General features: G+C 74.4%; 21 protein-coding genes. 8 read left to right on the forward strand and 13 right to left on the reverse strand.

Annotation, left to right across the window (positions count from 1 at the left end; all coding sequences use genetic code 11):
* Positions 1-11 precede the first annotated feature (11 nt).
* Entirely contained in the window at positions 12-1,862 is a 1,851-nt protein-coding gene (locus B5Y66_RS07825; protein WP_079573098.1) for a phospho-sugar mutase, read from the reverse strand.
* 28 nt (positions 1,863-1,890) lie between these two features.
* Entirely contained in the window at positions 1,891-2,742 is an 852-nt protein-coding gene (locus B5Y66_RS07830; RefSeq protein ID WP_079573100.1) for a purine-nucleoside phosphorylase, read from the reverse strand.
* 68 nt (positions 2,743-2,810) lie between these two features.
* Here B5Y66_RS07830 and B5Y66_RS07835 point away from each other — a divergent pair, with 68 nt between their 5' ends.
* Positions 2,811-4,307, forward strand: a complete 1,497-nt coding sequence (locus B5Y66_RS07835) for an NAD(P)H-quinone dehydrogenase (RefSeq protein ID WP_079573102.1) — start codon at positions 2,811-2,813, stop codon at positions 4,305-4,307.
* A gap of 102 nt (positions 4,308-4,409) precedes the next feature.
* Here B5Y66_RS07835 and B5Y66_RS07840 read toward each other — a convergent pair whose 3' ends face one another.
* Entirely contained in the window at positions 4,410-4,952 is a 543-nt protein-coding gene (locus B5Y66_RS07840) for an NUDIX domain-containing protein (protein ID WP_079573104.1), read from the reverse strand.
* Between the two features lie 184 nt (positions 4,953-5,136).
* Here B5Y66_RS07840 and B5Y66_RS07845 point away from each other — a divergent pair, with 184 nt between their 5' ends.
* Complete coding sequence (locus B5Y66_RS07845) at positions 5,137-6,525, forward strand: MFS transporter (protein WP_079573106.1); 1,389 nt, start codon at positions 5,137-5,139, stop codon at positions 6,523-6,525.
* Positions 6,526-6,589: 64 nt separating this feature from the next.
* On the opposite strand, the gene B5Y66_RS07850 is transcribed toward B5Y66_RS07845, so the two are convergent.
* The 5 genes from B5Y66_RS07850 to B5Y66_RS07870 all read right to left on the reverse strand — a co-directional run bounded on the left by B5Y66_RS07850 (position 6,590) and on the right by B5Y66_RS07870 (position 13,047).
* Positions 6,590-8,380, reverse strand: coding sequence for an ATP-binding protein (locus B5Y66_RS07850; RefSeq protein WP_217700750.1), 1,791 nt, complete (start codon positions 8,378-8,380; stop codon positions 6,590-6,592).
* A gap of 177 nt (positions 8,381-8,557) precedes the next feature.
* A complete protein-coding gene (locus B5Y66_RS07855) occupies positions 8,558-9,256 on the reverse strand; it encodes a Maf family protein (RefSeq protein ID WP_245806975.1) in 699 nt (232 codons plus the stop codon).
* 40 nt (positions 9,257-9,296) lie between these two features.
* The gene (locus tag B5Y66_RS07860; RefSeq protein ID WP_079573108.1) at positions 9,297-10,223 is read right to left on the reverse strand and encodes an AEC family transporter; all 927 of its coding nucleotides are present in this window, start codon (positions 10,221-10,223) and stop codon (positions 9,297-9,299) included.
* A gap of 33 nt (positions 10,224-10,256) precedes the next feature.
* Positions 10,257-12,032 (reverse strand): DUF885 domain-containing protein, encoded by a 1,776-nt coding sequence (locus B5Y66_RS07865; protein WP_079573110.1) that lies wholly within the window; start codon positions 12,030-12,032, stop codon positions 10,257-10,259.
* Positions 12,001-13,047, reverse strand: coding sequence for a LacI family DNA-binding transcriptional regulator (locus B5Y66_RS07870; RefSeq protein WP_079573112.1), 1,047 nt, complete (start codon positions 13,045-13,047; stop codon positions 12,001-12,003). Before B5Y66_RS07870 ends, B5Y66_RS07865 begins: the two co-directional genes overlap by 32 nt.
* 259 nt (positions 13,048-13,306) lie before the next feature.
* Between B5Y66_RS07870 and B5Y66_RS07875 the strand changes: the two genes are divergently transcribed.
* From B5Y66_RS07875 to B5Y66_RS07890, 4 genes are all read left to right on the forward strand, one after another.
* On the forward strand, positions 13,307-14,314 hold the full coding sequence (locus B5Y66_RS07875) for an ABC transporter permease (protein ID WP_245806976.1): 1,008 nt from the start codon (positions 13,307-13,309) through the stop codon (positions 14,312-14,314).
* The gene (locus B5Y66_RS07880; protein ID WP_245806977.1) at positions 14,311-15,273 is read left to right on the forward strand and encodes a carbohydrate ABC transporter permease; all 963 of its coding nucleotides are present in this window, start codon (positions 14,311-14,313) and stop codon (positions 15,271-15,273) included. Before B5Y66_RS07875 ends, B5Y66_RS07880 begins: the two co-directional genes overlap by 4 nt.
* Positions 15,274-15,335: 62 nt before the next feature.
* On the forward strand, positions 15,336-16,985 hold the full coding sequence (locus B5Y66_RS07885) for a type 2 periplasmic-binding domain-containing protein (RefSeq protein ID WP_079573114.1): 1,650 nt from the start codon (positions 15,336-15,338) through the stop codon (positions 16,983-16,985).
* An 82-nt stretch (positions 16,986-17,067) separates the two neighbouring features.
* Positions 17,068-18,258, forward strand: a complete 1,191-nt coding sequence (locus B5Y66_RS07890; protein ID WP_079573116.1) for a glycerate kinase — start codon at positions 17,068-17,070, stop codon at positions 18,256-18,258.
* Between the two features lie 35 nt (positions 18,259-18,293).
* Here B5Y66_RS07890 and B5Y66_RS07895 read toward each other — a convergent pair whose 3' ends face one another.
* Genes B5Y66_RS07895 through B5Y66_RS07910 form a run of 4 tightly spaced genes read right to left on the reverse strand, consistent with a single transcriptional unit; the run spans position 18,294 to position 21,352 of the window.
* Positions 18,294-18,866, reverse strand: a complete 573-nt coding sequence (locus B5Y66_RS07895; protein ID WP_079573118.1) for a hypothetical protein — start codon at positions 18,864-18,866, stop codon at positions 18,294-18,296.
* Positions 18,863-19,102, reverse strand: a complete 240-nt coding sequence (locus B5Y66_RS07900) for an acyl-CoA carboxylase epsilon subunit (RefSeq protein WP_079573120.1) — start codon at positions 19,100-19,102, stop codon at positions 18,863-18,865. The genes B5Y66_RS07895 and B5Y66_RS07900 overlap by 4 nt, the downstream gene beginning before the upstream one ends.
* Positions 19,099-19,668, reverse strand: coding sequence for a hypothetical protein (locus tag B5Y66_RS07905; protein WP_079573122.1), 570 nt, complete (start codon positions 19,666-19,668; stop codon positions 19,099-19,101). The genes B5Y66_RS07900 and B5Y66_RS07905 overlap by 4 nt, the downstream gene beginning before the upstream one ends.
* A gap of 31 nt (positions 19,669-19,699) precedes the next feature.
* Positions 19,700-21,352 carry an acyl-CoA carboxylase subunit beta gene (locus B5Y66_RS07910; RefSeq protein WP_407656374.1) on the reverse strand — a complete coding sequence of 551 codons (1,653 nt, stop codon included), beginning with the start codon at positions 21,350-21,352 and terminating at the stop codon, positions 19,700-19,702.
* A 90-nt stretch (positions 21,353-21,442) separates the two neighbouring features.
* Here B5Y66_RS07910 and B5Y66_RS07915 point away from each other — a divergent pair, with 90 nt between their 5' ends.
* Together B5Y66_RS07915 and B5Y66_RS07920 are read left to right on the forward strand one after the other, a co-directional pair.
* On the forward strand, positions 21,443-22,333 hold the full coding sequence (locus B5Y66_RS07915) for a biotin--[acetyl-CoA-carboxylase] ligase (protein WP_079573126.1): 891 nt from the start codon (positions 21,443-21,445) through the stop codon (positions 22,331-22,333).
* 31 nt (positions 22,334-22,364) lie between these two features.
* Positions 22,365-23,408 carry an adenylate/guanylate cyclase domain-containing protein gene (locus B5Y66_RS07920; protein WP_079573129.1) on the forward strand — a complete coding sequence of 348 codons (1,044 nt, stop codon included), beginning with the start codon at positions 22,365-22,367 and terminating at the stop codon, positions 23,406-23,408.
* Positions 23,409-23,733: 325 nt separating this feature from the next.
* Here the strand turns inward: B5Y66_RS07920 and B5Y66_RS07930 are convergent, their stop codons facing one another.
* Positions 23,734-24,666 (reverse strand): LysR family transcriptional regulator, encoded by a 933-nt coding sequence (locus B5Y66_RS07930; RefSeq protein WP_176168811.1) that lies wholly within the window; start codon positions 24,664-24,666, stop codon positions 23,734-23,736.
* Between the last annotated feature and the right edge of the window lie 20 nt (positions 24,667-24,686).

Below are 24,686 nucleotides of genomic sequence, written 5' to 3' on the forward strand. Positions count from 1 at the left end.
CCCCGACAGGCTCAACCGGCGAGGCCCAACGCCGTCCGCAGGTCGGCCTTGATCCTGTCGAGCTTCTTGTGCGCCGCGACGCGCTGCCGGCCGACGTCGATCGCCGTCGCATCGGGGTCCACGGGCTCCACGACCTCGAGGTAGCACTTCACCTTCGGCTCGGTGCCGCTGGGGCGCACCACGACGCGGGTGTCGTCGCCGCCCAGCAGCACGATGCCGTCGGTGGGCGGCAGGCCGTCGATGCCGTCGGACAGGTCGAGCACCTGGGCGACGCCGGCCCCCGCGAGCGTGCGCGGCGGCGACGTGCGCAGCCGCGCCATCGTCTCGGGGATGCGCTCCAGGTCGTCGAAGCGGACGGAGAGCTGGTCGGTGACGAACAGGCCGTTCTCGCGCGCCACGTCGTCGAGCGCGTCGACCAGCGTGCGGCCCGCCGCCTTCTCCCGGGCCGCGAGCAGCGCGACGAGCACCGCGGTGCTGAGGCCGTCCTTGTCGCGGACGTGGGCGGGGTCCACGCAGTAGCCGAGCGCCTCCTCGTAGCCGAACACCAGACCCGGGGTGCGCGAGATCCACTTGAACCCGGTGAGGGTGGTCGCGTGCCCGACGCCGTACCGCACGGCGATCGACGACAGCACGCGCGACGACACGACCGAGCACGCCACGACGGGCCCGCCGGAGCCGTCCGGCGCCTCGATCCCGCCCTGGGCGATGCGGCGTACCGCCTCCCGCCCGAGCAGCGCGCCCACCTCGTCGCCGTGCAGCATGCGCCAGCCGTGCGAGCGCGCCGTCTCGGCCCCTTGGTGGGTGCCGTAGCTGGGGTCGTAGACGGCCACCGCGCACCGATCGGCGTCGGGGTCGTTGGCGATGACCAGGTCGGCGTGCGCCTCGGCGAGCGCGACCGCCATGTCGATCGCGCCCGGCTCCTCGGGGTTGGGGAACCGGACCGTGGGGAAGGCCGGGTCGGGGTCGAGCTGCTCCTCGACGGGCAGCACCCGGGTGAAGCCGGCGTCGGCCAGCACCCGGGCGAGGACACGGCCGCCGACGCCGTGCAGCGAGGTCGTGACGATGCGCAGCGCCGCGCGCTCCTGCGGCCCGGTGGACGTGCCGGCGCGCTCGGCGAGGTCGTGCACCGACGCGACGTACGCGTCGACCACCTCACGGCCGAGGACCTGCCAGCCGGACTCCGCCCGCGGTACGCCCGACGGCGGGCCCGCGGACGCGATGGCCTCGGCGATGCGGGCGTCGTGCGGCGGCACGATCTGCGCGCCCTGCCCCGCGTCGGTCACGACCCGGCCGCCCAGGTACACCTTGTAGCCGTTGTCCTGCGCCGGGTTGTGGCTCGCGGTGACCATGACGCCCGCGTCCGCGTCCAGGTGGCGCACGGCGAACGCGAGCACCGGGGTGGGCAGGGCGGCGGGCAGCAGCAGCACCTCGTGCCCTGCGGCGGTGAGCACCGCGGCCGTGTCCGCCGCGAAGGTGGACGACCGGTCGCGCGCGTCGTAGCCGACCACGACGCGCGCCGGCACGCCGCGTCGGAGCACGGAGGTGAGGTACGTGCCGAGCCCGGAGGCCGCCGTGGTCACGACGGCGCGGTTCATCCGGTTCGGGCCCGGCGCCATCGCGCCCCGCAGCCCCGCGGTGCCGAACTGGAGCGTGCCCGCGAACCGGTCGCGCAGCAGCGCCACGGCGTGCTCGCGGGTGCTGGACCGCTCGGACGTCGTCTGCTGGGCGAGGCGGGAGAGCTCCGCCTTGTCGTCGTCGTCGACGTCGTAGCGGATCCAGCGCTCCACCTCGTCGAGCAGCGTGGGCAGGTCGGTACCCGTCGTGGCCGGCTCGTAGGCCGGGTCGTCGGTGTCCAGGCTCATGGCGGACTCCCTCGGTCGGGTGCTCAGGTCACAGGGCGGTGACGATACGGGCGAGGAGCTCGCTGATGCGCGGTCCGGCCGTCCGGCCGGCCTCCAGCACCTCCTCGTGCGACAGCGGCTGCGGGCTGATGCCGGCGGCGAGGTTCGTCACGAGCGAGACGCCCAGCACCTCCATGCCGGCGTGCCGCGCGGCGATCGCCTCCAGGGTGGTCGACATGCCGACGAGGTCGGCGCCCATGAGGCCGGCCATCTTGACCTCGGCGGGCGTCTCGTAGTGCGGGCCGTGGAACTGCGCGTACACGCCCTCGGGCAGCTCGGGGTCGACGGTGCGGGCGATCTCGCGCAGGCGGGGCGAGTACAGGTCGGTGAGGTCGACGAACGTGGCGCCCTCGAGGGAGGACGTGCCGGTGAGGTTGATGTGGTCGCGGATGAGCACCGGCTGGCCCGGGCGCCACGCGATGTGCAGGCCGCCGCACCCGTTGGTGAGGACGACCGTCTCGCAGCCCGTGGCGGCGGCCGTGCGCACGCCGTGCGCGACGCGGCGCACGCCCTTGCCCTCGTACAGGTGCGTGCGGCCGCCGATGACGAGCGCGTGCCGCACCGAGCCGTCGGGGCGCTCCACCCGGATCGAGCGGGTGGTCGCGGCATGGCCGGCGACGGCCGGCCGGGCGAAGCCGGGGATCTCGTGCGTGGGGATCTCCGCCACGACGTCACCGATCAGCTCGGCGGCACCGCCCCAGCCCGACCCGAGCACCAGCGCCACGTCGTGGCCGGGCACCCCCGTGGCCTCGGCGATGTGGTCGGCCGCGGCGCGGGCGACGTCGAACGGGTCGGTAGTCGGGTCGTCGAGGTCCCCGACGCTGCGGCTCGTGGTGCTCATGGTCCCGAGGGTAGTCCGGGGCGGGGCACGCCGCCGCGCCGGCGCAGGGGCCCCCGCGGCCTGACACAATGGCCTCCGTGCCTCCCGCGAACACCCCTTCCCCGGACACCCCTGCCTCGACCGTCGCCCCCACCCCCGGCGTCCCCGAGTCCGATCCTCGCGCCCCCCACGTCGTGGTCGTCGGCGGCGGCCCCGGCGGCTACGAGGCCGCCCTCGTGGCCCGCCGCCTGGGCGCCCGCGTCACCGTCGTCGAGCGGCAGGGCCTGGGCGGCGCCGCCGTCCTCACCGACGTCGTGCCGTCCAAGACCCTCATCGCCACCGCCGAGTGGTTCACCACGGCCGAGCAGGGGCCGGAGCTCGGAGTCCGCGGCGAGGCCCCGGCGGGCGAGCGCCGCGACCTGGTCGACCTCAAGGCCGTGAACTCGCGCGTCCTCGCGCTCGCCGACGCGCAGTCGCGCGACATCCACGCGCGCCTGGAGCGGGAGGGCGTCGACATCGTCACCGGCACCGGCCGGCTCGACGGGCCGTCGCGGGTCGTGGTCGAGGAGGGCACGGAGACGGGCACGGTCGCGACGACGACTCTCGACGCCGATACCGTGCTCCTCGCGGTCGGCGCGACCCCGCGCACGCTGCCCACCGCTGTCCCCGACGGCGAGCGGATCCTCACCTGGACCCAGCTGTACCGGCTCACCGAGCTGCCCGAGCGGCTGATCGTGGTGGGCTCGGGCGTCACCGGCGCGGAGTTCGCCGGCGCGTACCAGGCGCTGGGCTCCCAGGTCGTGCTGGTCTCCTCCCGCGACCGCGTGCTGCCGGGCGAGGACATGGACGCCGCCGAGCTGCTCGAGGGCGTCTTCCGCTCCCGCGGCATGACCGTCATGTCCCGCTCGCGCGCCGCCTCCGCCGAGCGCACCGCCGACGGGGTCGCCGTCACGCTCTCGGACGGTCGTGTCGTCGAGGGTTCGCACGTGCTCATCGCCGTCGGCGGGGTGCCGTCGACCGCAGGCCTCGGGCTCGAGGAGGCGGGCGTGCGGCTCTCCGCGACCGGCCACGTCGAGGTGGACCGCGTGTCGCGCACCTCGGTGCCCGGCGTGTACGCCGCCGGCGACTGCACCGGGGTGCTGCCCCTCGCGTCCGTCGCCGCCATGCAGGGACGCATCGCCATGTCGCACGCCCTCGGCGACGCAGTCGCGCCGCTCAAGCCGGGTCGCGTCGCGGCCAACATCTTCACGGCCCCCGAGATCGCGACCGTCGGCCTCAGCGAGGAGAAGCTGCGCGAGCGCGGCTACCGGTACGTCACGACCACCCTGCCGCTGGCGCGCAACCCCCGCGCCAAGATGCTGGGCATGCGCGACGGCTTCGTGAAGCTCTTCGCGCACCCCGACGCCGGGGCCGTGCTGGGCGGCGTGGTCGTGGCCCCGCGGGCGAGCGAGCTGATCTTCCCGATCACGCTGGCCGTCGCGCACCGGCTCACGGTGGACGACGTCGCGGACTCGTTCACCGTGTACCCGTCGCTCTCCGGCTCGATCGCGGAGGCGGCGCGCGTGCTGCACGGCCAGCTGCGCTGATCCGCACCCGACGCCAGGCGGGGGGTTGACCTCGACCGCGGTCGAGGTCCGAGCATGGTCGCCATGCGGATCCCGACGCGGGCACGGGGAAGGGGCCGGTCGTCAGGACGGCGCCGCGGCGCCGTGGTCGAGCAGGCGGAGCAGGTCGGGCAGCGCCGCGCCGAACGCGGGGAGCAGCGGCAGCCCGTCGAGCTCCTCGAGCGCGACCCAGCGGACGTCGAGGCTCTCCGGGTCGGCGGGCGCGGGCTCGACGACGGCCCCGGGGGCGACCTCGCCCACGACCGTCGTGTAGGACCACGGGCCGTGGTCGAGCACGTGCGTGCCGACGACGCCGACGGCCTCGGGCGGGATCGCCGCCTCCTCGAGGGACTCGCGCAGGGCCCCCTCGACGGCGGTCTCGCCCGGCGCGAGCGCCCCGCCCGGCACGCCCCACGTGCCGCCCTGGTGGGACCACAGCGCGCGGTGCTGCAGCACCACGTCCGTCACCGGGCCGGGGGCGCCGCCGGTGCCGGGGGCGCCGCGACGCCGCGCGAGCAGCAGGCCGGCGGCCCCGTGCAGGCCCCAGTGCCGATGGTCGCCGCAGCGCACCCAGCCGTCCCCGGCCTGGCGGTGCAGCGCGTCTCGGGGCGGAAAAGAGGTCGGCACGCCGTCAGGCTACAAGGCAGGATCGAGAGCGGGGCCCGCGACGGGCGGTGCGTCCACCGCGGCGCCGATGAGTGCCGCGCCCGCTCGCGGTCGTACCCGGCACGGGCGCCGCCGGCCCGCACTGTCAGCCCGTCCGCGGCCCGCCGCACGCCCACGACCCGACGAACGAAGGCCCGACCGGACCATGACCGATCCCGCCCGCAGCTCCGCGTCCGACACCACGACCGCCCCGACCGGCCCGACCGATCCGACGACCGCCCCGACGACCGAGGACGGGGGGAGCGCCGTCACCGACCCGAGGGCCGGCGTCGCCGAGGACGACCCCCGGTGGAAGCGGAACATCGCGATCTTCCTCACCGGCCAGACGGTCTCCCTGCTCGGCTCGATGCTGGTGCAGTTCGCCGTGATGTGGCACCTGACGATCCTGACGCAGTCGGGCTCGGTGCTGATGCTCAGCATCGTGTTCGGCATGCTGCCCCAGGCGTTCGTCTCGATCTTCGGCGGTGTGTGGGCGGACCGGCACAGCCGCAAGCTCCTCATCGTCGGCGCCGACAGCACCATCGCCGTGGTCACGCTCGGGCTCGCCCTGCTCATGCTGTCGGGCGTCGACGACCTGTGGGTCATCTACGCGGCGCTGGCCGTGCGGTCGACCTTCGCCGGCATCCAGACGCCGGCGGTGAGCGCGATGGTGCCGCAGATCGTCCCCGCCTCGCAGCTCATCCGCGTCAACGGGATCAACCAGACGATCCAGTCGGGCATGATGCTCCTCGCGCCGGCGCTCGCCGCCGCGATCTACGCGAACTTCGACATCGTCGCCGTGTTCTTCCTGGACGTCGTCACCGCGCTGGTGGGCGTGGGCCTGCTGCTGCTCGTCAAGGTCCCGCGGCTCGTGCGGTCGGACGAGGGCGCGCCGGTGAGCTACTTCGGCGACCTCGCCGCCGGGGTCCGCTACATCCGCACGCACGCCCCGGTGCGGTGGCTGATGACGATCTTCGCGGTGACGATGCTGCTGGTCGGCGCGCCGTCGTACCTGACGCCGCTCATGGTCACCCGGACCTTCGGCACCGAGGTGTGGAAGCTCACCGCCAACGAGATCTTCTGGGCATCGGGGATGCTCGCCGGCGGCCTGCTCATGGCGTTCCTGGGGCCTCGGGTGCGCCACCGCGTCGCGCTGGTCGTGGGGGCGACGCTGGGCGCCGGCGTGCTCACCGCCGGCCTCGGCGTCGCCGGGAACCTGTGGGTCTTCTACGCGCTGGGCCTCGGCGTGGGCGCGGCGTTCACGCTGATGTCGACCCCGGCGATGTCGATCCTGCAGGAGACGGTCGCGCTCGAGATGCAGGGACGGGTCTTCGGGTTCGTGGGCATCGTCATGACCGTCGCGATGCCGCTGAGCATGGTGGTGTTCGGTCCGCTCGCGGACCGGTACGCCGTCGAGTCGCTCCTGGTGGTCGCCGGGGCGCTGCTCACCGCGTTCGTGGCAGTGGTCCTGGTGATCCCGTCGGCGCGCCGCTCGCTCGCCGCCGTCTCCCGCCCGGCGCAGGACGTCGGGGCGGTCCCCGAAGCCGCGAGGTAGCCCGATCGTCCGCGAGGTAGCGCGCAGACCGAACTACCTCGCGGAGGATCCGACTACCTCGGCGTCAGTCGACGATCTCGCAGATGGCGGCACCGGCGGTGACGCTCGCGCCGGGCGCGGCGGACAGGGACCGCACGGTGCCGGCCTTGTGCGCCAGCAGCGGCTGTTCCATCTTCATGGCCTCGAGCACGACGACGAGGTCGCCCTCGGCCACCTGGGCGCCGTCCTCGACCGCGACCTTGACGATGGTGCCCTGCATGGGCGACGCGAGGGTGGCGCCGCTCGCGGCCGCGGACGTGCGGCCGTTGCCGCGGCGGGCGGGACGACGGGCGGCGTTCGCGCGGCGCGCGCGTCCGGCGGCGACGCCGAGGCCCGCGGGCAGCACGACCTCGAGGCGTCGGCCGCCGACCTCGACGACGACGCGCTCGGCGAGCTCCTCGGGCGACTCCTCGGAGTCGGGCACGGGGGCCGGGGCGGCCGGGGCCAGCGCGCCGAGCTCGTCCGCGAAGTCCGTCTCGATCCAGCGGGTGTGCACGCGGAACGCCGTGCCGTCGGTCGGGACGAAGTCCTCGGCCTCCATCACCGCGCGGTGGAACGGGACGACGGTGGGGATGCCCGCCACGTCGAGCTCACGCAGCGCGCGGCGGGCGCGCTGCGCCGCCTGCTCGCGGGTGGCGCCGGTGACGATCAGCTTGGCGATCATGGAGTCGAACGCGCCGGAGATCGTGTCGCCCTCGACGACGCCGGTGTCGACACGCACGCCCGGGCCCGACGGCCAGCGCAACGTGGAGACGGTGCCGGGGGAGGGCAGGAAGCCCGCGGCCGGGTCCTCGCCGTTGATGCGGAACTCGAACGAGTGGCCGCGCACCGTGGTGGAGTCGTAGCCCAGCGGCTCCCCGGTCGCGATGCGCAGCTGCTCGCGCACCAGGTCGATGCCGGTGACCTCCTCGGTGACGGGGTGCTCCACCTGCAGGCGGGTGTTGACCTCGAGGAACGACAGGGTGCCGTCGGTGCCGACGAGGAACTCGCAGGTGCCGGCGCCCACGTAGCCCGCCTCGGCGAGGATGGCTCGCGACGCGCGGTCGAGCTCGGCCTCCTGCTCGGGGGTGAGGAACGGCGCGGGCGCCTCCTCGACGAGCTTCTGGTGGCGGCGCTGCAGGGAGCAGTCGCGGGTGGAGACCACCACGACGTTCCCGTGCGCGTCGGCGAGGCACTGCGTCTCGACGTGCCGCGGCCGGTCGAGGTACCGCTCCACGAAGCACTCGCCGCGGCCGAACGCGGCGACCGCCTCGCGCACCGCGGACTCGTACAGCTCGTCGATCTCGTCGGCCGTGCGGGCCACCTTCAGGCCGCGGCCACCGCCGCCGAACGCCGCCTTGATGGCGATGGGCAGGCCGTGCTCCGCGGCGAAGGCGTGCACCTCGTCCGCGCCCTGCACCGGGTCGGAGGTGCCGGGCACCAGGGGTGCCCCCGCGGCCTGCGCGATGTGCCGCGCGCTCACCTTGTCGCCGAGCGACTCGATCGCCGCCGGCGGGGGCCCGATCCACACCAGCCCGGCGTCGAGCACGGCCTGCGCGAACTGCGCGTTCTCCGACAGGAATCCGTAGCCGGGGTGCACCGCGTCCGCGCCCGAGCGTCGTGCGACGTCGAGCAGCTTCTCGACGTCGAGGTAGGTGTCGGCGGCGCGCTGGCCCTGCAGCGCGAACGCCTCGTCGGCGAGCCGGACGTGCAGCGCGTCACGGTCGGAGTCGGCGTAGACGGCGACGGAGGCGATCCCGGCGTCGGTGCAGGCGCGGGCGATGCGGACGGCGATCTCGCCGCGGTTCGCGACGAGGACCTTGCTGATGGTGGGCACGGCTCACGGTAACGCGTGCCCCGCCGTCCTCCGGCACCCGCGGGACGCCCGCGCCGAAGTCTGTGCCCGGTGCCAACGACGATCCGAGCCGTTTGGAGGGATCCCACATGGACCTGGGCGCGAGGCGGTGCCAGACGTGCTCGGAGTTGGTGGTTTCGGCAGTCGTTCTCGGCCCGCTCAACCAGCGCTGCGGAGCGAGCGCCAGGGCACGCCCAGCTCGCCGAGCAGCTCGCGCAGCAGGGGCAGGCTCAGGCCGACGACGCCGTGGTGGTCGCCCTCGATCCGGTCCACGTACGGCCCGCCGAGACCGTCGATCGTGAACGCGCCGGCCACGTGCAGGGGCTCGCCGGTCGCGACGTAGGCGTCGATCTCCGCGTCGTCCACGTCGGCGAAGTGCACGGTGGTGGCCGACGACGCGCCGAGGGTGCCGCCGGTGCCGCCGTCCTCCGGGTCCCGCAGGTCCACGAGCCAGTGGCCCGTGTGCAGCACGGCAGCGCGGCCTCGCATCGAGCGCCAGCGGCGCCGGGCCTCCGCGGCGTCGGACGGCTTGCCCACCACCTCGCCCCGGCCCCCGGGAAGCTCGAGCATCGAGTCGCAGCCGAGCACGAGGGCGGACTCCTCGCCCTCGACGCGGCCGCTCACGTCTTCCGCCTTGGCCCGGGCCAGCACGAGGACGGCGTCCGCGGGGTCGAGGTCGCCGCCGACACCGGCGCGCGCGGCGTCGAGCACGGCGGGCTCGTCGACGTCGGAGACGACGACCCGGGGCGTGACCCCGGCCGCCGCGAGGGTGGCGAGGCGGGCGGGGGACTGGGAGGCGAGGACGAGGCGCACGGCGTCGTTCACGGGGGCGTCAGGGGCGTCGGGGGTGTCGGGCACGCACGCACCCTATCCAGGCGTGCGGCCCCGGCGGCGTGGCTCAGCCCGTGTGCAGCAGCAGGGAGGACACGAGCAGCACGACCGGCGACGCGACGGTCGTGACCAGGATCGTGTCGCGTGCGAGCATCTCGCCCGTGCGGAAGCGGGCCGCGTAGTTGTACACGTTCTGCGCGACGGGCAGCGCCGCGAGCGTCACCGCCGTGGCGACCTGCACGTCGTCGAGCCCGACGACGTACCGCGCCAGGACGAACGCGAGGGCGGGCATGACGACCGCCTTGAGGACCGACGCGACGACCACGGCGGCACGCCCGCCGGGCTGCTGGAACGGGCGCGTCCCGTGCAGCGACATCCCGAACGCGAGCAGGATCATCGGCACGGCCGCGCCGCCGAGGATCTCCAGCGGCGCGAGCACGGGCGCGGGCACGCTCCACCCGGTCACGGACACGACCGCGCCGGCGAGCGAGCCGAGGATGATCGGGTTGCGCACGGGCTGCGCCAGCACGAACCGCACCGAGACCCGGCCCGACGTCTGCGCGTCGAGCACCAGCAGCGTGAGGGGCGCGAGCACCAGCAGCTGCAGGAGGATCACCGGCACGACGACGGCCGGGTCGCCCAGCACGTACACCGCCACGGGCAGCCCGATGTTGTTGGCGTTCACGTAGCCGGCCGACACCGCGCCGATCGTGACCTCGGTGGCCGGGCGGCGCAGCCACAGCAGGTTCACGAGCACGAACAGGCCCGCGGCCGCCACGGCGGCCACCGCCTGCACCAGCAGGGGGGCCTGGAAGAGCTCGCCGACGTCGGCGTCCGCGATCACCGTGAACAGCAGCGCGGGGCTCGCGACGAAGAACCCGATGCGGTTCAGCGCCGTCCGGGCGTCGGGACCGCCGAGGCGCAGCCGCGCCGCGACGTACCCGACGACGATGACGACGCCGATGATCGCGAAGCCGGTGAGGATGCCTTCCATGCCGGATGACCTGCGGTGCCCGGGCGCGCCGCGTCAGCGGGCGTCGCGCAGCGCGCCGGTCAGCACGTCGAGCCCGACGGAACCGAGTCCCAGCGCCCGGGCGTGGAACGCCCGCAGGTCGAACTCCTCGCCGCGGTCCCGCGCCGCCGACCGGGCGTCGTCGCGGGCCTGCTCCCACAGGCGCTGGCCCACCTTGTACGACGGCGCCTGCCCGGGCCAGCCGAGGTAGCGGTTGAGCTCGAAGCGCACGAACGACTCCGGCATGTTGACGTTCGCCCGGAGGAACGGCCACGCCTTCTCGGCGTCCCAGGTGCCGCCACCCCACTCCTCGGGGGCCTTCTTGCCCAGGTGCACGCCGATGTCGAGCACCACGCGTGCCGCGCGCATCCGCTGCGCGTCGAGCATGCCGAACCGGTCGCCGGGGTCGTCCAGGTGGCCGAGGTCGGCCATGAGCCGCTCGGCGTACAGCGCCCAGCCCTCGCCGTGGCCGGAGACCCAGCACATGAGGCGGCGCCACGAGTTGAGGGTGTCGCGGGCGACGACGGCGGCCGCGCACTGCAGGTGGTGGCCCGGCACGCCCTCGTGGTAGACGGTCGTCTTCTCGCGCCAGGTGTTGAACTCCGTGACGTCGGCGGGCACCGACCACCACATGCGACCGGGGCGCGAGAAGTCGTCGCTCGGCGGCGTGTAGTAGATCCCGCCGGTCTGCGTGGGCGCGATGCGGCACTCGATGGTGCGCACCGGTCCCTCGATGTCGAAGTGGGTGCCGGCGAGGTCCTCGATCGCGGCGTCCGCCGTCTCCTGCATCCAGCGGCGCAGGGCGTCCGTGCCGTGCAGGGTGCGGGCGGGGTCGGCGTCGAGCGCGGCGACCGCGTCCTCGACGCTCGCGCCCGGGCCGGCGATCTGCCGGGCCACGGCCCCCTGCTCGGCGACGATGCGGGCCAGCTCGTCGAGACCCCACGCGTACGTCTCGTCGAGGTCCACCTCCGCACCGAGGAACTCGCGCGAGAAGCGCGCGTAGCGGTCGCGGCCGACCGCGTCGCCCTCCGGCGCCTGGGGTGCGAGGTCGCGCTCGAGGAACTCGGCAAGGCGGGCGTAGGCGCCGCGGGCGGCGCTCGCGCCGCGCTCGAGCTCGGCGCGCACGAGGCTGCACGCGGACGACTCGTCCAGGACGGCGGCGGCGTCGTCGCCGCGCACGAGGCCGAGGAAGAACGAGTCCTCGCCGGCGAGCTCACGCGACTGGGACACGCCCTCGCGCACCTGCCGGATCGCGGCGACCTGTCCCCGCCGTGCCGCCTCGGTGAGGGACGCGACGTAACCGTCGACCGCGTCCGGGACGGCGTTCAGGCGGGCGGCGACGTTCTCCCACGCCTCGACCGAGCCGGTGGGCATGAGGTCGAAGACGTCGCGCAGCTGCTGCACCGGCGACTCGATGTTGTTGAGGCTCGCCAGCGGCTCGCCCGCGTCGTGCAGCTCGAGCGCCAGGCCCACCCGCTCGCGCATCGCGGCGAGGGTGACCCGGTCGACCTCGTCGAGCGGCCCGCCGTCGCGCTCCGCCGCGTCGAGCTCGCGCAGCACCGCGCGGTCGGACCCGGCGCGGGCCTCGTGCCCGGCGGGGGAGAGGTCGGTCATGCGGTGGTCGTGACCGGGCAGCCCGATCGCGGTGGCGAGCAACGGGTCGAGCTCGGCGGAGCGGGTGACGTACGCGTCGGCGACGGCGTCGACCGCGGAGGGCGTGCGGGGCGGGGTGGGGGTGCTCGAGGTCACGAGGGGCAGCCTAGGGCGTGGCCCCGCCGCGGTCCCGCCCATTCCGCGCCGGCCCGGTCGACCCGCGCCAGATGATGGTGTTCAGCGGGGTCGCGGGCGGGGGCGGGGCGGGCTCGCCCCGCAGCCTCGCGACCATCCGGGCCATCGCGGCACGCCCCAGCCGGTGGTGGTCGACCTGGACGGTCGTGAGGGTGGGCTCGAGGTACGCGCCGAGAAGGCTGTTGTCCCAGCCGGTGACGCTGAGGTCCTCAGGGATCGACCAGCCGCGCTCCCGGGCGCCCTGGACCACGCCGGCGGCGACGGGGTCGCTGGCCGCGACCACCGCCGTCGGGTGGTCGTGCTCCGCCAGGGCGTGGACCGCTGCGCGCCCGGAGGCGGGCGACCAGTCGCCCTCGTGCACGATCGCCGGGCCCAGCCCGAGCCGCTCGATCGTGGCGACGAAGACGTCGCGGCGGCCCCGCGCGGAGGCGAAGTCGAGCGCGCCGGTGACGTGCAGGAACCGCCGGTGCCCGAGCTCGGCGAGGTGCTCGACGATCTCGGCCACGGGGGAGCCGTCGGCCAGCTCGCCGACCCCGCGGAAGCGGTCGTCGTAGTCGGCCGACGCGACGATGGCCGCGCGCGCGGGCACCTGGTGCTCGGACGCCGGAGGGAGCGGCGCGAGCGCGAGCACACCCTCGACCTGGCCCGAGTCGGCGAGCTCCAGGACCCGGTCGAAGCGCTGCGCCGCGGACCCCTCGACGCTGAGGGCCTCGATCGTGTACCCGTGCTCGTGGGCCACCTCCATGACGCCGCCGAGGATCTGCGGCGGGCCGTACGTCGCGACGGCGGGCAGGAGGACGGCGACCCGGCCGGTGCGACGCGTGCGCATCGACCGGGCGGTGAGGTTGGGACGGTAGTCGAGCTCCGCGACGGCGCGGGCGACCCGCTCGACCGTCTCGGGGCGCATGCGGGGGTCGTCCCGCAGGTAGCGGGAGACCGTCTGGTGGGAGACCCCGGCCGTCTTGGCGACCTCCCAGATGGTCGCCCGCCGGTCCCGTCCCGCCCGCTGCTCCGTCATGGCTCGTCCTTGCTGGTCATCGCGCCGGCCTCGGTGCGGCGCCCGGTCATTCTGGCACGGCGCCGTCGCGGAGGCGTGGCAGGAGGTGGTTGCGGTGTGATCGATCACCTTCTACGGTGTCGCCCTGGAAGTGATCGATCACTTTTGCACCGGCGCAGCACGCGGAACATCGCGGTTCCCGATGCTCGACCGCTCGACGACGAGAGGACCGACCCATGGCACCACGCCCATCCCTGCGGACACGGCCGCGGAGGGACGGATGACCGCGGTCGAGGAGGCCGGCACGCGGCACCGCCTCCGTTCCCGGGACGACGAGGGCGCGCCGTCCGGCGAGGAGCCCGGCGCGCCGCGCCCGCCGCTCCCGTGGTACCGCCGGATGTTCCGCGACCGTGCCGTGCTGCTCCTGGCCCTGCCGGCGATGGCCGTCGTCATCGTGTTCCAGTACCTGGCGCTGGGCGGCAACGTCATCGCGTTCCAGGACTACCAGCCGTACCTCGGCGTCGGGCGCTCCCTGTGGGTGGGACTCGAGAACTTCTCGATCCTGTTCTCCGGCGACCCGGAATTCCTCGCCGCCCTGCGCAACACGCTCATCATCACCCTGCTGCAGACGGTGCTCGTCTTCCCGGCGCCGATCATCCTGGCACTGCTGCTGCACAGCCTGGTGTCCAACCGGGTGCGGCAGTGGGTGCAGTCGGTGCTGTACCTGCCCCACTTCCTGTCCTGGGTGATCGTCGTCGCCGTCTTCCAGCAGGTGCTCGGCGGCGCGGGCATGATCAACAACTTCCTGCGCGCCCACGGGTGGCAGCCGATCGACGTCATCGGCAACTCCGACGCCTTCTACGGGCTCATCACCTCGCAGGTGATCTGGAAGGACACCGGCTGGGCGACCATCCTCTTCCTCGCCGTGCTCGCGGGGATCGACAAGTCGCTCTACGAGGCCTCCGCCGTCGACGGCGCCACCCGCTGGCGCCAGACCTGGCACATCACGCTGCCGGGGATGCGGCCGATCATCATCATGCTGCTCATCCTCAAGCTCGGGGACTCCCTCAGCGTCGGCTTCGAGCAGCTGATCCTCCAGCAGGACGCCGTCGGCCTCGGCGTGTCCCAGGTGCTGGACACCTACGTCTACAACCAGGGCGTCGTCGGCGGGTACTGGGGCGTCGCGGCCGCCGTCGGGCTCGTCAAGGGCGTGCTCGGCCTGGTCCTGGTGCTCGTCGCGAACAAGGTCGCCCACATGTTCGGCGAGGAAGGGGTCTACCGCGCATGACCATCACCCGAGAGCCCGCCACCCGCGGACCGGTCGGCGGCCCCGCCGGCGCGCCGCCCCGGCGCCGCCGGCGCGCGGTGGTCGACGGGGTCGCGATGCCGGGTCCCGTCGAGCGGACCGCCAAGGGCATCATCCTCACGATCGCGTGCGCGCTGGTGATCCTGCCGTTCGTCGGGATCGTCTCCACCAGCCTCGCGACGCCCGAGCAGGTCACCGAGGCCGGCGGCTTCGTCCTGCTGCCCACGGGGATCGACCTCAGCGCGTACCGCATGATCTTCGCCGGCGGCGTCGTCACGCAGGCCCTGTGGGTCAGCGTGCTGGTCACCGTGGTCGGCACCGCGATCAGCCTCGCCCTCACGACCACCCTGGGCTGGGCGCTCAGCCGCCGCGGCGCGTTCGGCGTCCGCGCGATGCTGCTGCTGGTGCTCGTCAGCCTGCTGTTCAACCCGGGCATGATCCCCAGCTACCTCGTGGTGCAGCGGCTCGGGCTGCTGGACAGCCTCTGGGCGCTGATCATCCCGACGTCGGTCTCCGCGTTCAACGTGGTCGTGGTGCGGGCGTTCTTCGTGCAGCTGCCGCAGGAGATCATCGACAGCGCCCGCATCGACGGGGCCACCGAGTGGCAGCTCTTCCGCCGCATCGGTCTGCCGCTGTCCAAGCCCGTGCTCGCCGTCGTGGGCCTGTTCTACGGCGTCGGCTACTGGAACGCCTTCTTCAGCGCGCTGCTCTACCTGTCCGACGCCAGCAAGTGGCCGCTGCAGCTCGTGCTGCGCACCTACGTCGTCGACGGCGCCCAGCTCGGCTCGCAGGACCTGGGCATCGACGCCTCGTCCCTGCCACCGCAGACCTCCCTGCAGATGGCGATCCTCGTGGTCTCCGTCGTGCCGGTGCTCCTGGTCTACCCCTTCCTGCAGCGTCACTTCGCCAAGGGGATGCTCACCGGCGCCGTCAAGGGCTGACCGCGCCGCACCCGTCTCATCACCCCGCACACCGTCTCGACCTCACTCGACGAGGAGTAGTCATGCCTGACATCCGCACCACCGGTCGGCAGCCGTCCCGGCGCAACGTCCTGTTCGGCGGCCTGGGGGTGGGCGCGTTCGCCCTCCTCGCGGCCGCCGGCTGCAGCAACGAGGGCCGCGGCGGCGTGGGCGCGGTCTCCGCGGCCCAGAACAGCTCCGTGCTGCCGAAGTACATCCCCTACACCGGCGTCCCCATGGACATCAAGGGCGCGGACGGCGTCCCCGACACGATGCTGAAGTACCCGGCGAGCCCGAAGAAGGCGACCAGCGGTCAGCCGGGCGACGGCGAGGACGTGGGCGTCTTCGTCATGACGAACACGCCCGCGCCGCCCAAGCTCGAGAAGAACGCGTACTGGCAGGAGCTCAACGAGCGGCTCGGGTTCGGCCTCTCGGTCGCGCTCACGCCGAGCGGCGACTACTCCGACCGCTTCCAGACGACGGTCGCGGGCGACCAGCTCCCCGACATCTTCGCGATGTTCTCCGGTGACATCCCCGGCCTGCCGAGCCTCCTCGAGGAGCGCGCCGTCGACCTCACCGAGTACCTCGCGGGCGACGCCGTGGCGAAGTATCCGTTCCTGGCGAACATCCCGACCGAGAGCTGGCAGTCGTGCGTCTACAACGGGAAGGTCTTCGCCGTGCCGGTGCCGCGCGGCCCGGCGCAGAGCATGGTGATGTACGCGCGGCAGGACTACTTCGAGTCCGAGGGCATCGACCCGCAGGTGACGTCCTTCGAAGAGTTCTACGACCTGTGCAAGGAGCTCTCCGGCGGGAACACGTGGGCGCTCGGCCGCGTGCCCCTGGGGTTCATCCGGCAGATGTACGAGATCCCGAACGGCTGGTCGGAGGCCGGCGGCACCCTCACCAGCGCGAACCTGCACGAGCGCCAGCAGGACGCACTCGAGGCCGCGCGGCGCCTCGTGGCCGACGGGTTCGTGCACCCCGACGGCGTCACCGCCGCGCAGCCGCAGCGCAAGACGTGGCTCGTGAACGGCACCATCCGCTTCCTCGACGACACGTTCAGCGCCTGGCCCGACTTCTCCAACTACCCGCTCGGGGAGGGCTTCCAGCTCGCCGTGGTGCCGCCGCCGCTCGCGGAGGGCGGCGGCACGGCGGGCATCCACATGGGGCCGCAGGTCCAGAACATCACCTCGATCAGCGCGAAGTCGGCGGACCGCGTCGAGGCGCTGCTCGACGTGATCAACTATCTCGCCGCCCCGTTCGGCACCGAGGAGCACATGTTCAAGACCTACGGCGTCGAGGGCGTGCACTACGAGCTGGACGGCACGGACCCGGTGCCCACGGAGAAGGGGCGCACCGAGGTGCAGCTCGGCCTCAAGTACGTCGTCGAAGGGCCGTGGGTGAACTTCCAGGCAGGCGACCCGAGCGTGGCGCAGGCCGAGCACGACGCCCAGGCCGCCGTCGTCCCGTCGGCGGTGAAGAACCCGGCGTCCGGGCTGTTCAGCGACACGGCCAGCCGCAAGGGCGGCCAGATCGGCGAGAAGCTGGGGGCGGTGGAGACCGACATCCTCGCGGGGCGCCAGAAGGTCGGTGCCTGGCAGCCCGCCGCGGAGGCCTGGGCCAAGGGCGGCGGCGACAAGATCCGCGCCGAGCTCGAGAAGGCGCTCGCGGACCGGAAGAAGACGGAGGGCTGACCGGGCCGGCCCCTCGGGCGGGGCGTGGGTCGTCGCGAGACGCCCGCGCCCCGCTCCGCCCGACCGGCTAACCTCGACCACCGTGCACGAGGACGTGAAGAACCCCGCTGTCTCCCCGCGGCCGCTCCGGGTGGTGGTCGCCCCCGACTCGTTCAAGGGCAGCGCCACCGCCACGCAGGTGGCCACGGCGCTCGCTGCCGGCGCCCGCGCAGGCCTGGGCGACGGCGCCGACGTGCGGGCCGTGCCGTTCGCGGACGGCGGGGAGGGCACTCTCGACGCGATCCTCGGAGCATGGGGCGAGCCGCCGCGCTCGTGCTCCACGACCGACGCCCTGGGCCGCCCCACGACGGCGCGGTACGGGGTCTCGCCCGACGGCCGCACGCTCGCGGTCGAGGCGGCCGAGGCATACGGCCTCCCGAAGGTGTCGGACGTGCCGCTGCGTCCGCTCGACGCGACCAGCCACGGCGTCGGCACCGTCGTCCTCACCGCCCTCGACGACGCCCCCGAGGCGCAGGAGGTCGTGCTCTTCGTCGGCGGCTCCGCGAGCACGGACGGCGGCGCCGGCCTGCTCACGGCGCTCGGCGCCGCCCTGCTCGACGACGGCGGCGCGGCGGTGCCGCCGGGCGGCGGGGGCCTGCGGTCCCTCGCGCGGGTCGACCTGGCCGGCCTGGACCCGCGCGCCCGCGCGCTGCGGTGGCGCATCGCGTGCGACGTGGACAACCCGCTGCTCGGGCCGCGCGGCGCGGCCGCGGTCTTCGGGCCGCAGAAGGGCGCGACGGACGGCGACGTCGCGCTGCTCGACGACGGCCTGGCGCACCTCGCCGACGCGCTCGCCGCCGCGACGGGTCACGACGCACGCGACCTGCCGGGCGCCGGTGCGTCCGGGGGGCTGCCCGTGGGGCTGTCGGCCGCCCTGGGCGCCGCCCTGGTGCCCGGCGGGGAGCTCGTCGCCGATGCGGTGGGCCTGGCAGACGCCCTCGAGGGCGCCGACCTGGTGCTCACGGGCGAGGGGCGTCTGGACGAGCAGTCGCTGCACGGCAAGGTCGTGGACACCGTGGTGCGGCTCGTCGCGGGCCGTGCGCCGGTGGTTGTGGTCGCCGGCGGGGTCGAGCTCACGCCCGCGCAGGCCGCAGCGGCAGGTATCGCCGCCGCGTTCTCCCTCGCGCCGGGCCCCCGGTCCCTCGCCGAGCTCTCCCGGGACGCCGTGACAGAGCTGGAGCGCACCGCCGAGCACGCGTGCCGGCTGTTCGCCGCGGGGCGCGCACGGCGCTGAGGGCCCGCCGTGGACGGTCGCGGAACCCGTCGGGATCAGCGACCCCCCGCACGCCTCCGCACCGCGTCGGCCCAGTCGCGGTGGTACCGCACCACGACGGTCTCCGTGCCCGGTGCCCACCAGACGTCCACCGGGTCGCCGTCGCGCGGGGGCGGGAGCTCGTCCTCCTCGTCGCGGCGCACCAGGTGCGAGTAGGCGCGGTCGGCGACGCCCTCGTCGGTCGGGTACGACACGACTCCGCTGAGCAGCAGACCGGAGCTGGTGCGGCGCTCGTTCACCGTGACCGTCCCGGTGACCGACCGGGCGCCCGCCGCGAACGCCTGGGCGGCCCTGCCCTCGGCGGCCGTGCGCTGGTCGTCGCGGTAGCGCACCAGGGCGGCGACGGCCGTGACCATCAGCCCCGCGAGCATCCCCATGAACAACCACAGCTCGAGCTCGCCGGACGGGTCCTCGATCGTGCGGCGCAGCACGTACAGGCCCGCCGACACGACCAGCGCGGGTGCCCACACCCAGCGCCGCAGCCACCCGGGCCGCGGGGGAGCGGGCAGCTCCTGCAGCGGGGCGTCGACGTCGTCCGCGCCGTCCACCTGTTGCCAGACGACGCTCACGAGTGCAGGCTCCAGCGCCACGCGTCGGCATTGTGGCGGCCCCAGCGGCCGCCGAAGCTCTTCGCCGTCACGCCGGCGCCGTTGCCGCGCACCGACCGGGCGCGGTTGGTCCACTCCTCGACGGGCGTCTCGTCGTCCGGCAGCCCGTCGGCGGACGCCACCGCCGCGAGGCCGGCGACGAGCGCGGCGACCTCCACGTCGTCCGGCCGCCCGCGCACCACGCGCACCTCGTTCATCGCGCACCTCCGAGCGGGTCTTCGCCGTCCTCGTCGTCCTCGTCGTCGAGGTCGTCGTCCCCGAACTCGACCGCGGCGCCGCGCGACGTCGCCCACTCCGCGACCTCGTAACCGCCGTCGAAGAGGCGCTGCGCGACATCGCCACCGGCCTCGTCGAGCAGCTCCACGACGCCGTCCAGCGTGCCGGGGGACCCGGGCGCCGGGTCCGCCACGACGAAGCCGAGGTAGAAGACCTCGGCCGGCACGGCACCCTCCGGCGCGTCGTGCGCGTGCTCGGGCTCCTCGTCGTCGCCCTCCCACACGGAGCTCGTGAGGTCGGGGTGCATGCCCAGCTCGTCGTGCAGCGCGTCGAAGACGGCGGCGTTGAGCTGGCCCACCCGGCTCTCCAGCGCGAGCACGCGCGGGTCCTCGTCCGCCTCGGACGCGCCGAACTCGGCGCGCACGCCGACCGCGGTCTGCACGTACTCGTGCAGCGCGGTCGCCAGCGCGTCGACGGCGCGGTGCATCGGTTCCGGGTCGACCGACCCCAGCGGGGCCGGTCCGTGCGTGGCGTCCTCGTGGCTCATCAGGCGATTGTCCTCCAGCAGCTGGCCGCGGTCACAGCGGGATGTTGCCGTGCTTCTTGGGCGGCAGGCTCGCGCGCTTGGTACGCAGCGCGCGCAGCGCGCGCACCACCTGCACGCGCGTCTCGGACGGGCGGATGACGGCGTCCACGTACCCGCGCTCGGCCGCGTCCCACGGGTTGACGATCGCGTCGGTGTACTCGTCCGTGAGGCGCCGGCGCTCCGCCTCGACGTCGCCGCCGGCCTCCGCGACCTCCTTGAGCGCCGAGCGCTGCAGGATGTTCACCGCGCCGGACGCGCCCATGACGGCGACCTGCGCCGTCGGCCACGCGAGGTTGACGTCGGCGCCGAGCTGCTTGGAGCCCATGACGATGTAGGCGCCGCCGTAGGCCTTGCGCGTGATGACCGTGACCAGCGGGACGGTCGCCTCGGCGTAGGCGTAGATGAGCTTGGCGCCGCGGCGGATGATGCCCTGGTGCTCCTGGCCGACGCCCGGCAGGAAGCCCGGCACGTCGACGAAGGTCAGCACGGGCAGGTTGAACGCGTCGCACGTGCGCACGAACCGGGCGGCCTTCTCGGCGGCGTCGATGTCGAGCGTGCCCGCCATGGACAGCGGCTGGTTGGCGATGATGCCCACCGACTGGCCCTCGACGTGGCCGAAGCCGATGAGCACGTTCTGCGCGAACAGCGGCTGCACCTCGAGGAACGAGTCCGGGTCGAGGACCGTCTCCACGACGGCACGCATGTCGTACGGCTGGTTGTCGCTGTCCGGGACGATGACGTCCAGCGTCTCGTCGTCGGGGGTGACCTCCAGCGGCGTCTCGTCCTCGGGCGGGAACGAGGGCGGGTCGCCGAGGTTGTTCTGCGGCAGGTAGCCCACGAGGTGGCGCGCGTAGTCGATCGCGTCGTCCTCGTCCGCGCCCAGGTAGTGCGCCACGCCCGACGTCGCGTTGTGGGTGCGGCCGCCGCCGAGGGTCTCGAAGTCGACGTCCTCGCCGGTCACCGTGCGGATCACGTCGGGGCCGGTGATGAACATGTTCGACGTGCCGTCGGCCATGACGATGAAGTCCGTCAGGGCAGGGGAGTAGACGGCGCCACCCGCGCTGGGGCCGAGGATGAGCGAGATCTGCGGGATCACGCCCGAGGCCGCGACGTTGCGCCGGAACATCTCCGCGAACTGGGTCAGCGCGGCCACGCCCTCCTGGATGCGCGCGCCGCCGCCGTCCGAGATGCCGATGATCGGCACGCCCGTACGCAGCGCGAGGTCCTGGACCTTGGCGATCTTCTGGCCGTGCACCTCGCCGAGCGACCCGCCGAAGACGGTGAAGTCCTGGCTGAACACGCACACCTGGCGCCCGTCGATCGTGCCGTGGCCCGTCACCACGCCGTCGCCCGCGATGCGGCGCCGGTCCAGGCCGAAGTTGCGGCTGCGGTGCTTCGCCAGGGCGTCCAGCTCGACGAAGCTGCCCGCGTCCAGCAGCGCCTCGATGCGCTCCCGCGCCGTCTTCTTGCCGCGCGGGTGCTGGCGAGCCTGGGCCTTCTCCTCGGCGTCGGCGACGGCCTCGGCCCGGCGGCGCTCCAGGTCGGCGAGCTTGGCGGCGGTGCCGGTGGGGGTGGTCGGCTCGACGTCGGTCGAGGGGGTGGCGTCGTTCACCCGACCGACCCTAGTTGGTGGGTTGCCACGCATCGATGCGTGACAGGCTGCGGTGCTCCCGGATTCTTTGGAGGGACCCCACAAAGGAGGGGGACGGCGCGGGGATGCGGCACGATCGGGAGCATGACCCGCGACCCGCACCGTGCCCCGCTGGACGCCACCACCCTGTGCCGCGACCTGGTCGCGCCCGCCGGACCGCTGGCGCGCCTCGACGTCGTCGACGTCTCCGGGTCGACGAACGCCGACCTGGTCGAGGCCGTGCGACGGACCCCGCAGGAGTGGCCCGCGCCCGCGGCACTCGTCGCCGAGCACCAGGTGGCCGGGCGAGGGCGCGCGGGGCGGGCCTGGCAGACGCCGCCGCGGGCCGCTCTGACCGTGTCCGTGCTGCTGCGGCCGCGGCTCGCTCCCGCCCGGCTCGGCTGGCTGCCGCTGCTCGCGGGGCTCGCCGTCGTCCGGGCGGTCGACGCCGCCGGGACGACCCGGGCGGGCACCGCGCTCAAGTGGCCCAACGACGTGCTGCTGCCGGCCGCCGACGACGTGCCCGGGCTGGGGCCGTTCCGCAAGGTGGCCGGCGTGCTGGCGGAGGTGGTGCCGGGGGCCTCCGGCGCGGCTCCCGCCGTCGTCGTCGGCGTGGGGCTGAACGTGGACCAGTCCGCGGCGGAGCTGCCGGTGCCGACCGCGACGTCGCTGGCGCTCGCCGGGGTGGGTGGCGAGCGGGCGGCCCTGCTCGGCGGGCTGGTGCGCGAGCTCGTGGGCGCCGTCGCGCGGCTGGAGGGCGCCGGGGGCGACGCGGCGGCGGCCGGTCTCGCCGCCGAGTACGCCGCCCGGTCGGCCACGCTCGGCACGACCGTGCGCGCCGAGCTGGCAGGGGGGAGCGAGGCGGTCGAGGGCGAGGCGCTGCGCGTCGCGGCCGACGGCGCGCTGGTGATCGCCACGCCCGACGGCGAGCAGACCGTGACGGCGGGCGACGTGCACCACCTGCGCCGCTCCCAGCCGGGGCACAGCGGGCGCTGATTACAGTGGGGGCGTGACGAGCGACACCACCATGGGACCCGATCTGCCGACGGACGACGATGCCCGACGGGCGGGAGACACCGCGGCCCGGCTGGACGAGGAGATCCTCGGCGGCCCGCGCCGGTACACGCTGTCGGACCTCGTGCAGGGCACCGGCCTGTCGCAGGAGTTCATCGAGAACTACTGGCGCTGGCTGGGCCTGCCCGTCACCCACCCGGCCGAGGTGGGGTTCACCGACGCGGACATGCGGGCGCTGCGGGAGATCGGCGAGCTCGTGGACGCCGAGCGGCTGGACGAGCAGGCGCAGATGACGCTCATCCGCTCCCTCGGGCACACCACGGACCGCCTGGCGCTGTGGCAGGTGGAGGCGTTCGTCGAGCACCTCAGCCGCCGCGACGGACTGGACGACGTGAGCGCGCGGCTCGCCGCGATCGACCGCATGCCGGACCTCACCTCGCAGCTGTCCCACCAGCTCGAGCACGCCTGGCGGCGCCAGCTCGCCGCGCTCACCGGGCGGCTCGCCACGGAGTTCGGGGGCGCGCGCCGCGGCACCCAGGAGGTCCATGACGACGAGCTGCCGCTGCCGCGCGCCGTCGGGTTCGCCGACATCGTGTCGTTCACCAAGCGCACGGCGGGCCTCGGGTCGCAGGAGCTGTCGGAGTTCGTGCAGCTCTTCGAGTCCCGGGCCCGTGACGTCATCACCGAGGCGGGCGGCCGCGTGGTCAAGACCATCGGCGACGCCGTCCTGTTCGTGGCCGACGACGTGACGACCGGCGCCGAGGTGGCGCTGGGCCTGGCCGCGCCGCACGCGTCGGAACCCGAGATCCCCGTCCGGGTCGGCTTCGTCTGGGGCCGGGTGCTGTCCCGGTTCGGCGACGTGTTCGGCTCCGACGTGAACCTCGCCTCCCGCATCACCGAGCTCGCCGAGCCCGCCGCGGTGCTGGTCGACCCGCACACGGCGTCCCTGCTCGCGTCGTCGTCCCGCTACGCGCTGACGGCGCAGCCCGCGCAGGAGGTGCAGGGCATCGGCGAGATCACGCCGGTGCGGCTGCAGAGGGCGTACACCGGCGCCTGAGCCCGGACCCGGTCAGGCCGCGTCGCTGCGCACCACCCCGCAGGGTGCGGTCGCGCCCACCGCTCGGTGAGCTCCGCGCCGGCGAGCACCACCAGGGCGTCGACCCTCTCGGCGAGGAACGGGTCGGACGGCAGGGACTCGCGCTGCAGGTCGGCCACCACCCGGTCCGCCACGACGTCCCGGTCGGGGAAGACGTCGCGGGCGCGCGGACCCGTCAGCAGGACGGGCGCCCCGGGCGCTCCGCGCTCGGCTGCCTGTTCGACGCGCGCGAGGTCGCGAATGCGATCGTGTCTACCCGGTCGGCGGCCAGCACGGGCATCACCGGTCAAGGGGTCGCGGTGACCGGCGGGGCCTGAGGGGCGTCGCCAGGCCGGTCCGTCGACCCGCGGACCGCCTCGACGAAGCGGTCGACGGCCGGCCCGCCACGTCCGGACACCCAGGCGGGCACCCATTCCAGCGGCGGCGTGCCCCTGAGCGGGAGGTACACGACATCGTCGCGGGCGTAGAAGCGGCGCATCTGTGCCCCCAGGACGAGGGCGCCCGAACCCGCGCCGATGAGTGCGAGCGCCTCCTGGACGGTGGAGAAGGACGGCCCGGCCATCACGGGTCTCCCGCCCGGTGTGCGGCGGGGCGTGCGGTCCGAGCGCCAGTGGACGGGCGTGGCGTCCGGCAGCTGCAGCGCGGGGATCTCGGCGAGGTCCTCGAGGGTGGCCGACACCCGGCGTGCCAGGGGGTGGTCGGCCGGGACCGCGAGCACCCGCGCGTCGGTGAGGACGACGGGTCCCGTGACCACGTCGGGCTCGTCCAGGGGGAGGGGGAGCACGAGGACGTCGAGCTGGCCGTCGCGCAGGCGGGCGACGGCGTCGACGGCCTGCACCTCGCGCAGCTCGGCACGGTGGCCGGGGTTGCGTCGTGCGAACAGCTCGGCGGCGCGGGCCACTAGCTGTCCGGCACCCGCGCTGAGGAATCCGACCCTCAGCACCGTGACGGCGCCCCGCCCCTCGGCGACGGTGCGCGCCCATACCGCCTCGACCTGCTGGTAGGCGGGGCGCAGGTCGTCGGCGAGCCGGGCTCCGAGCGGCGTGACCGCCACCGTGCGGCTGGTCCGCTCGAAAAGCGGCGCGCCGGCGAGGCGCTCCAGCTTCTTGATGGTCTGGCTGACCCGGCTCGTGGTCACCTGCAGCCGCTCGGCCGTACGGCCGAAGTGCAGCTCGTCCACCAGGGTCAGGAAGGCCTCGATCTCCAGGCGTTCGAGCATGCGGTCCTCTCGTCGTGGGC

Origin of the sequence: Krasilnikoviella flava (assembly GCF_900167525.1) — a bacterium.
GTDB lineage: Bacteria > Actinomycetota > Actinomycetes > Actinomycetales > Cellulomonadaceae > Isoptericola > Isoptericola flavus.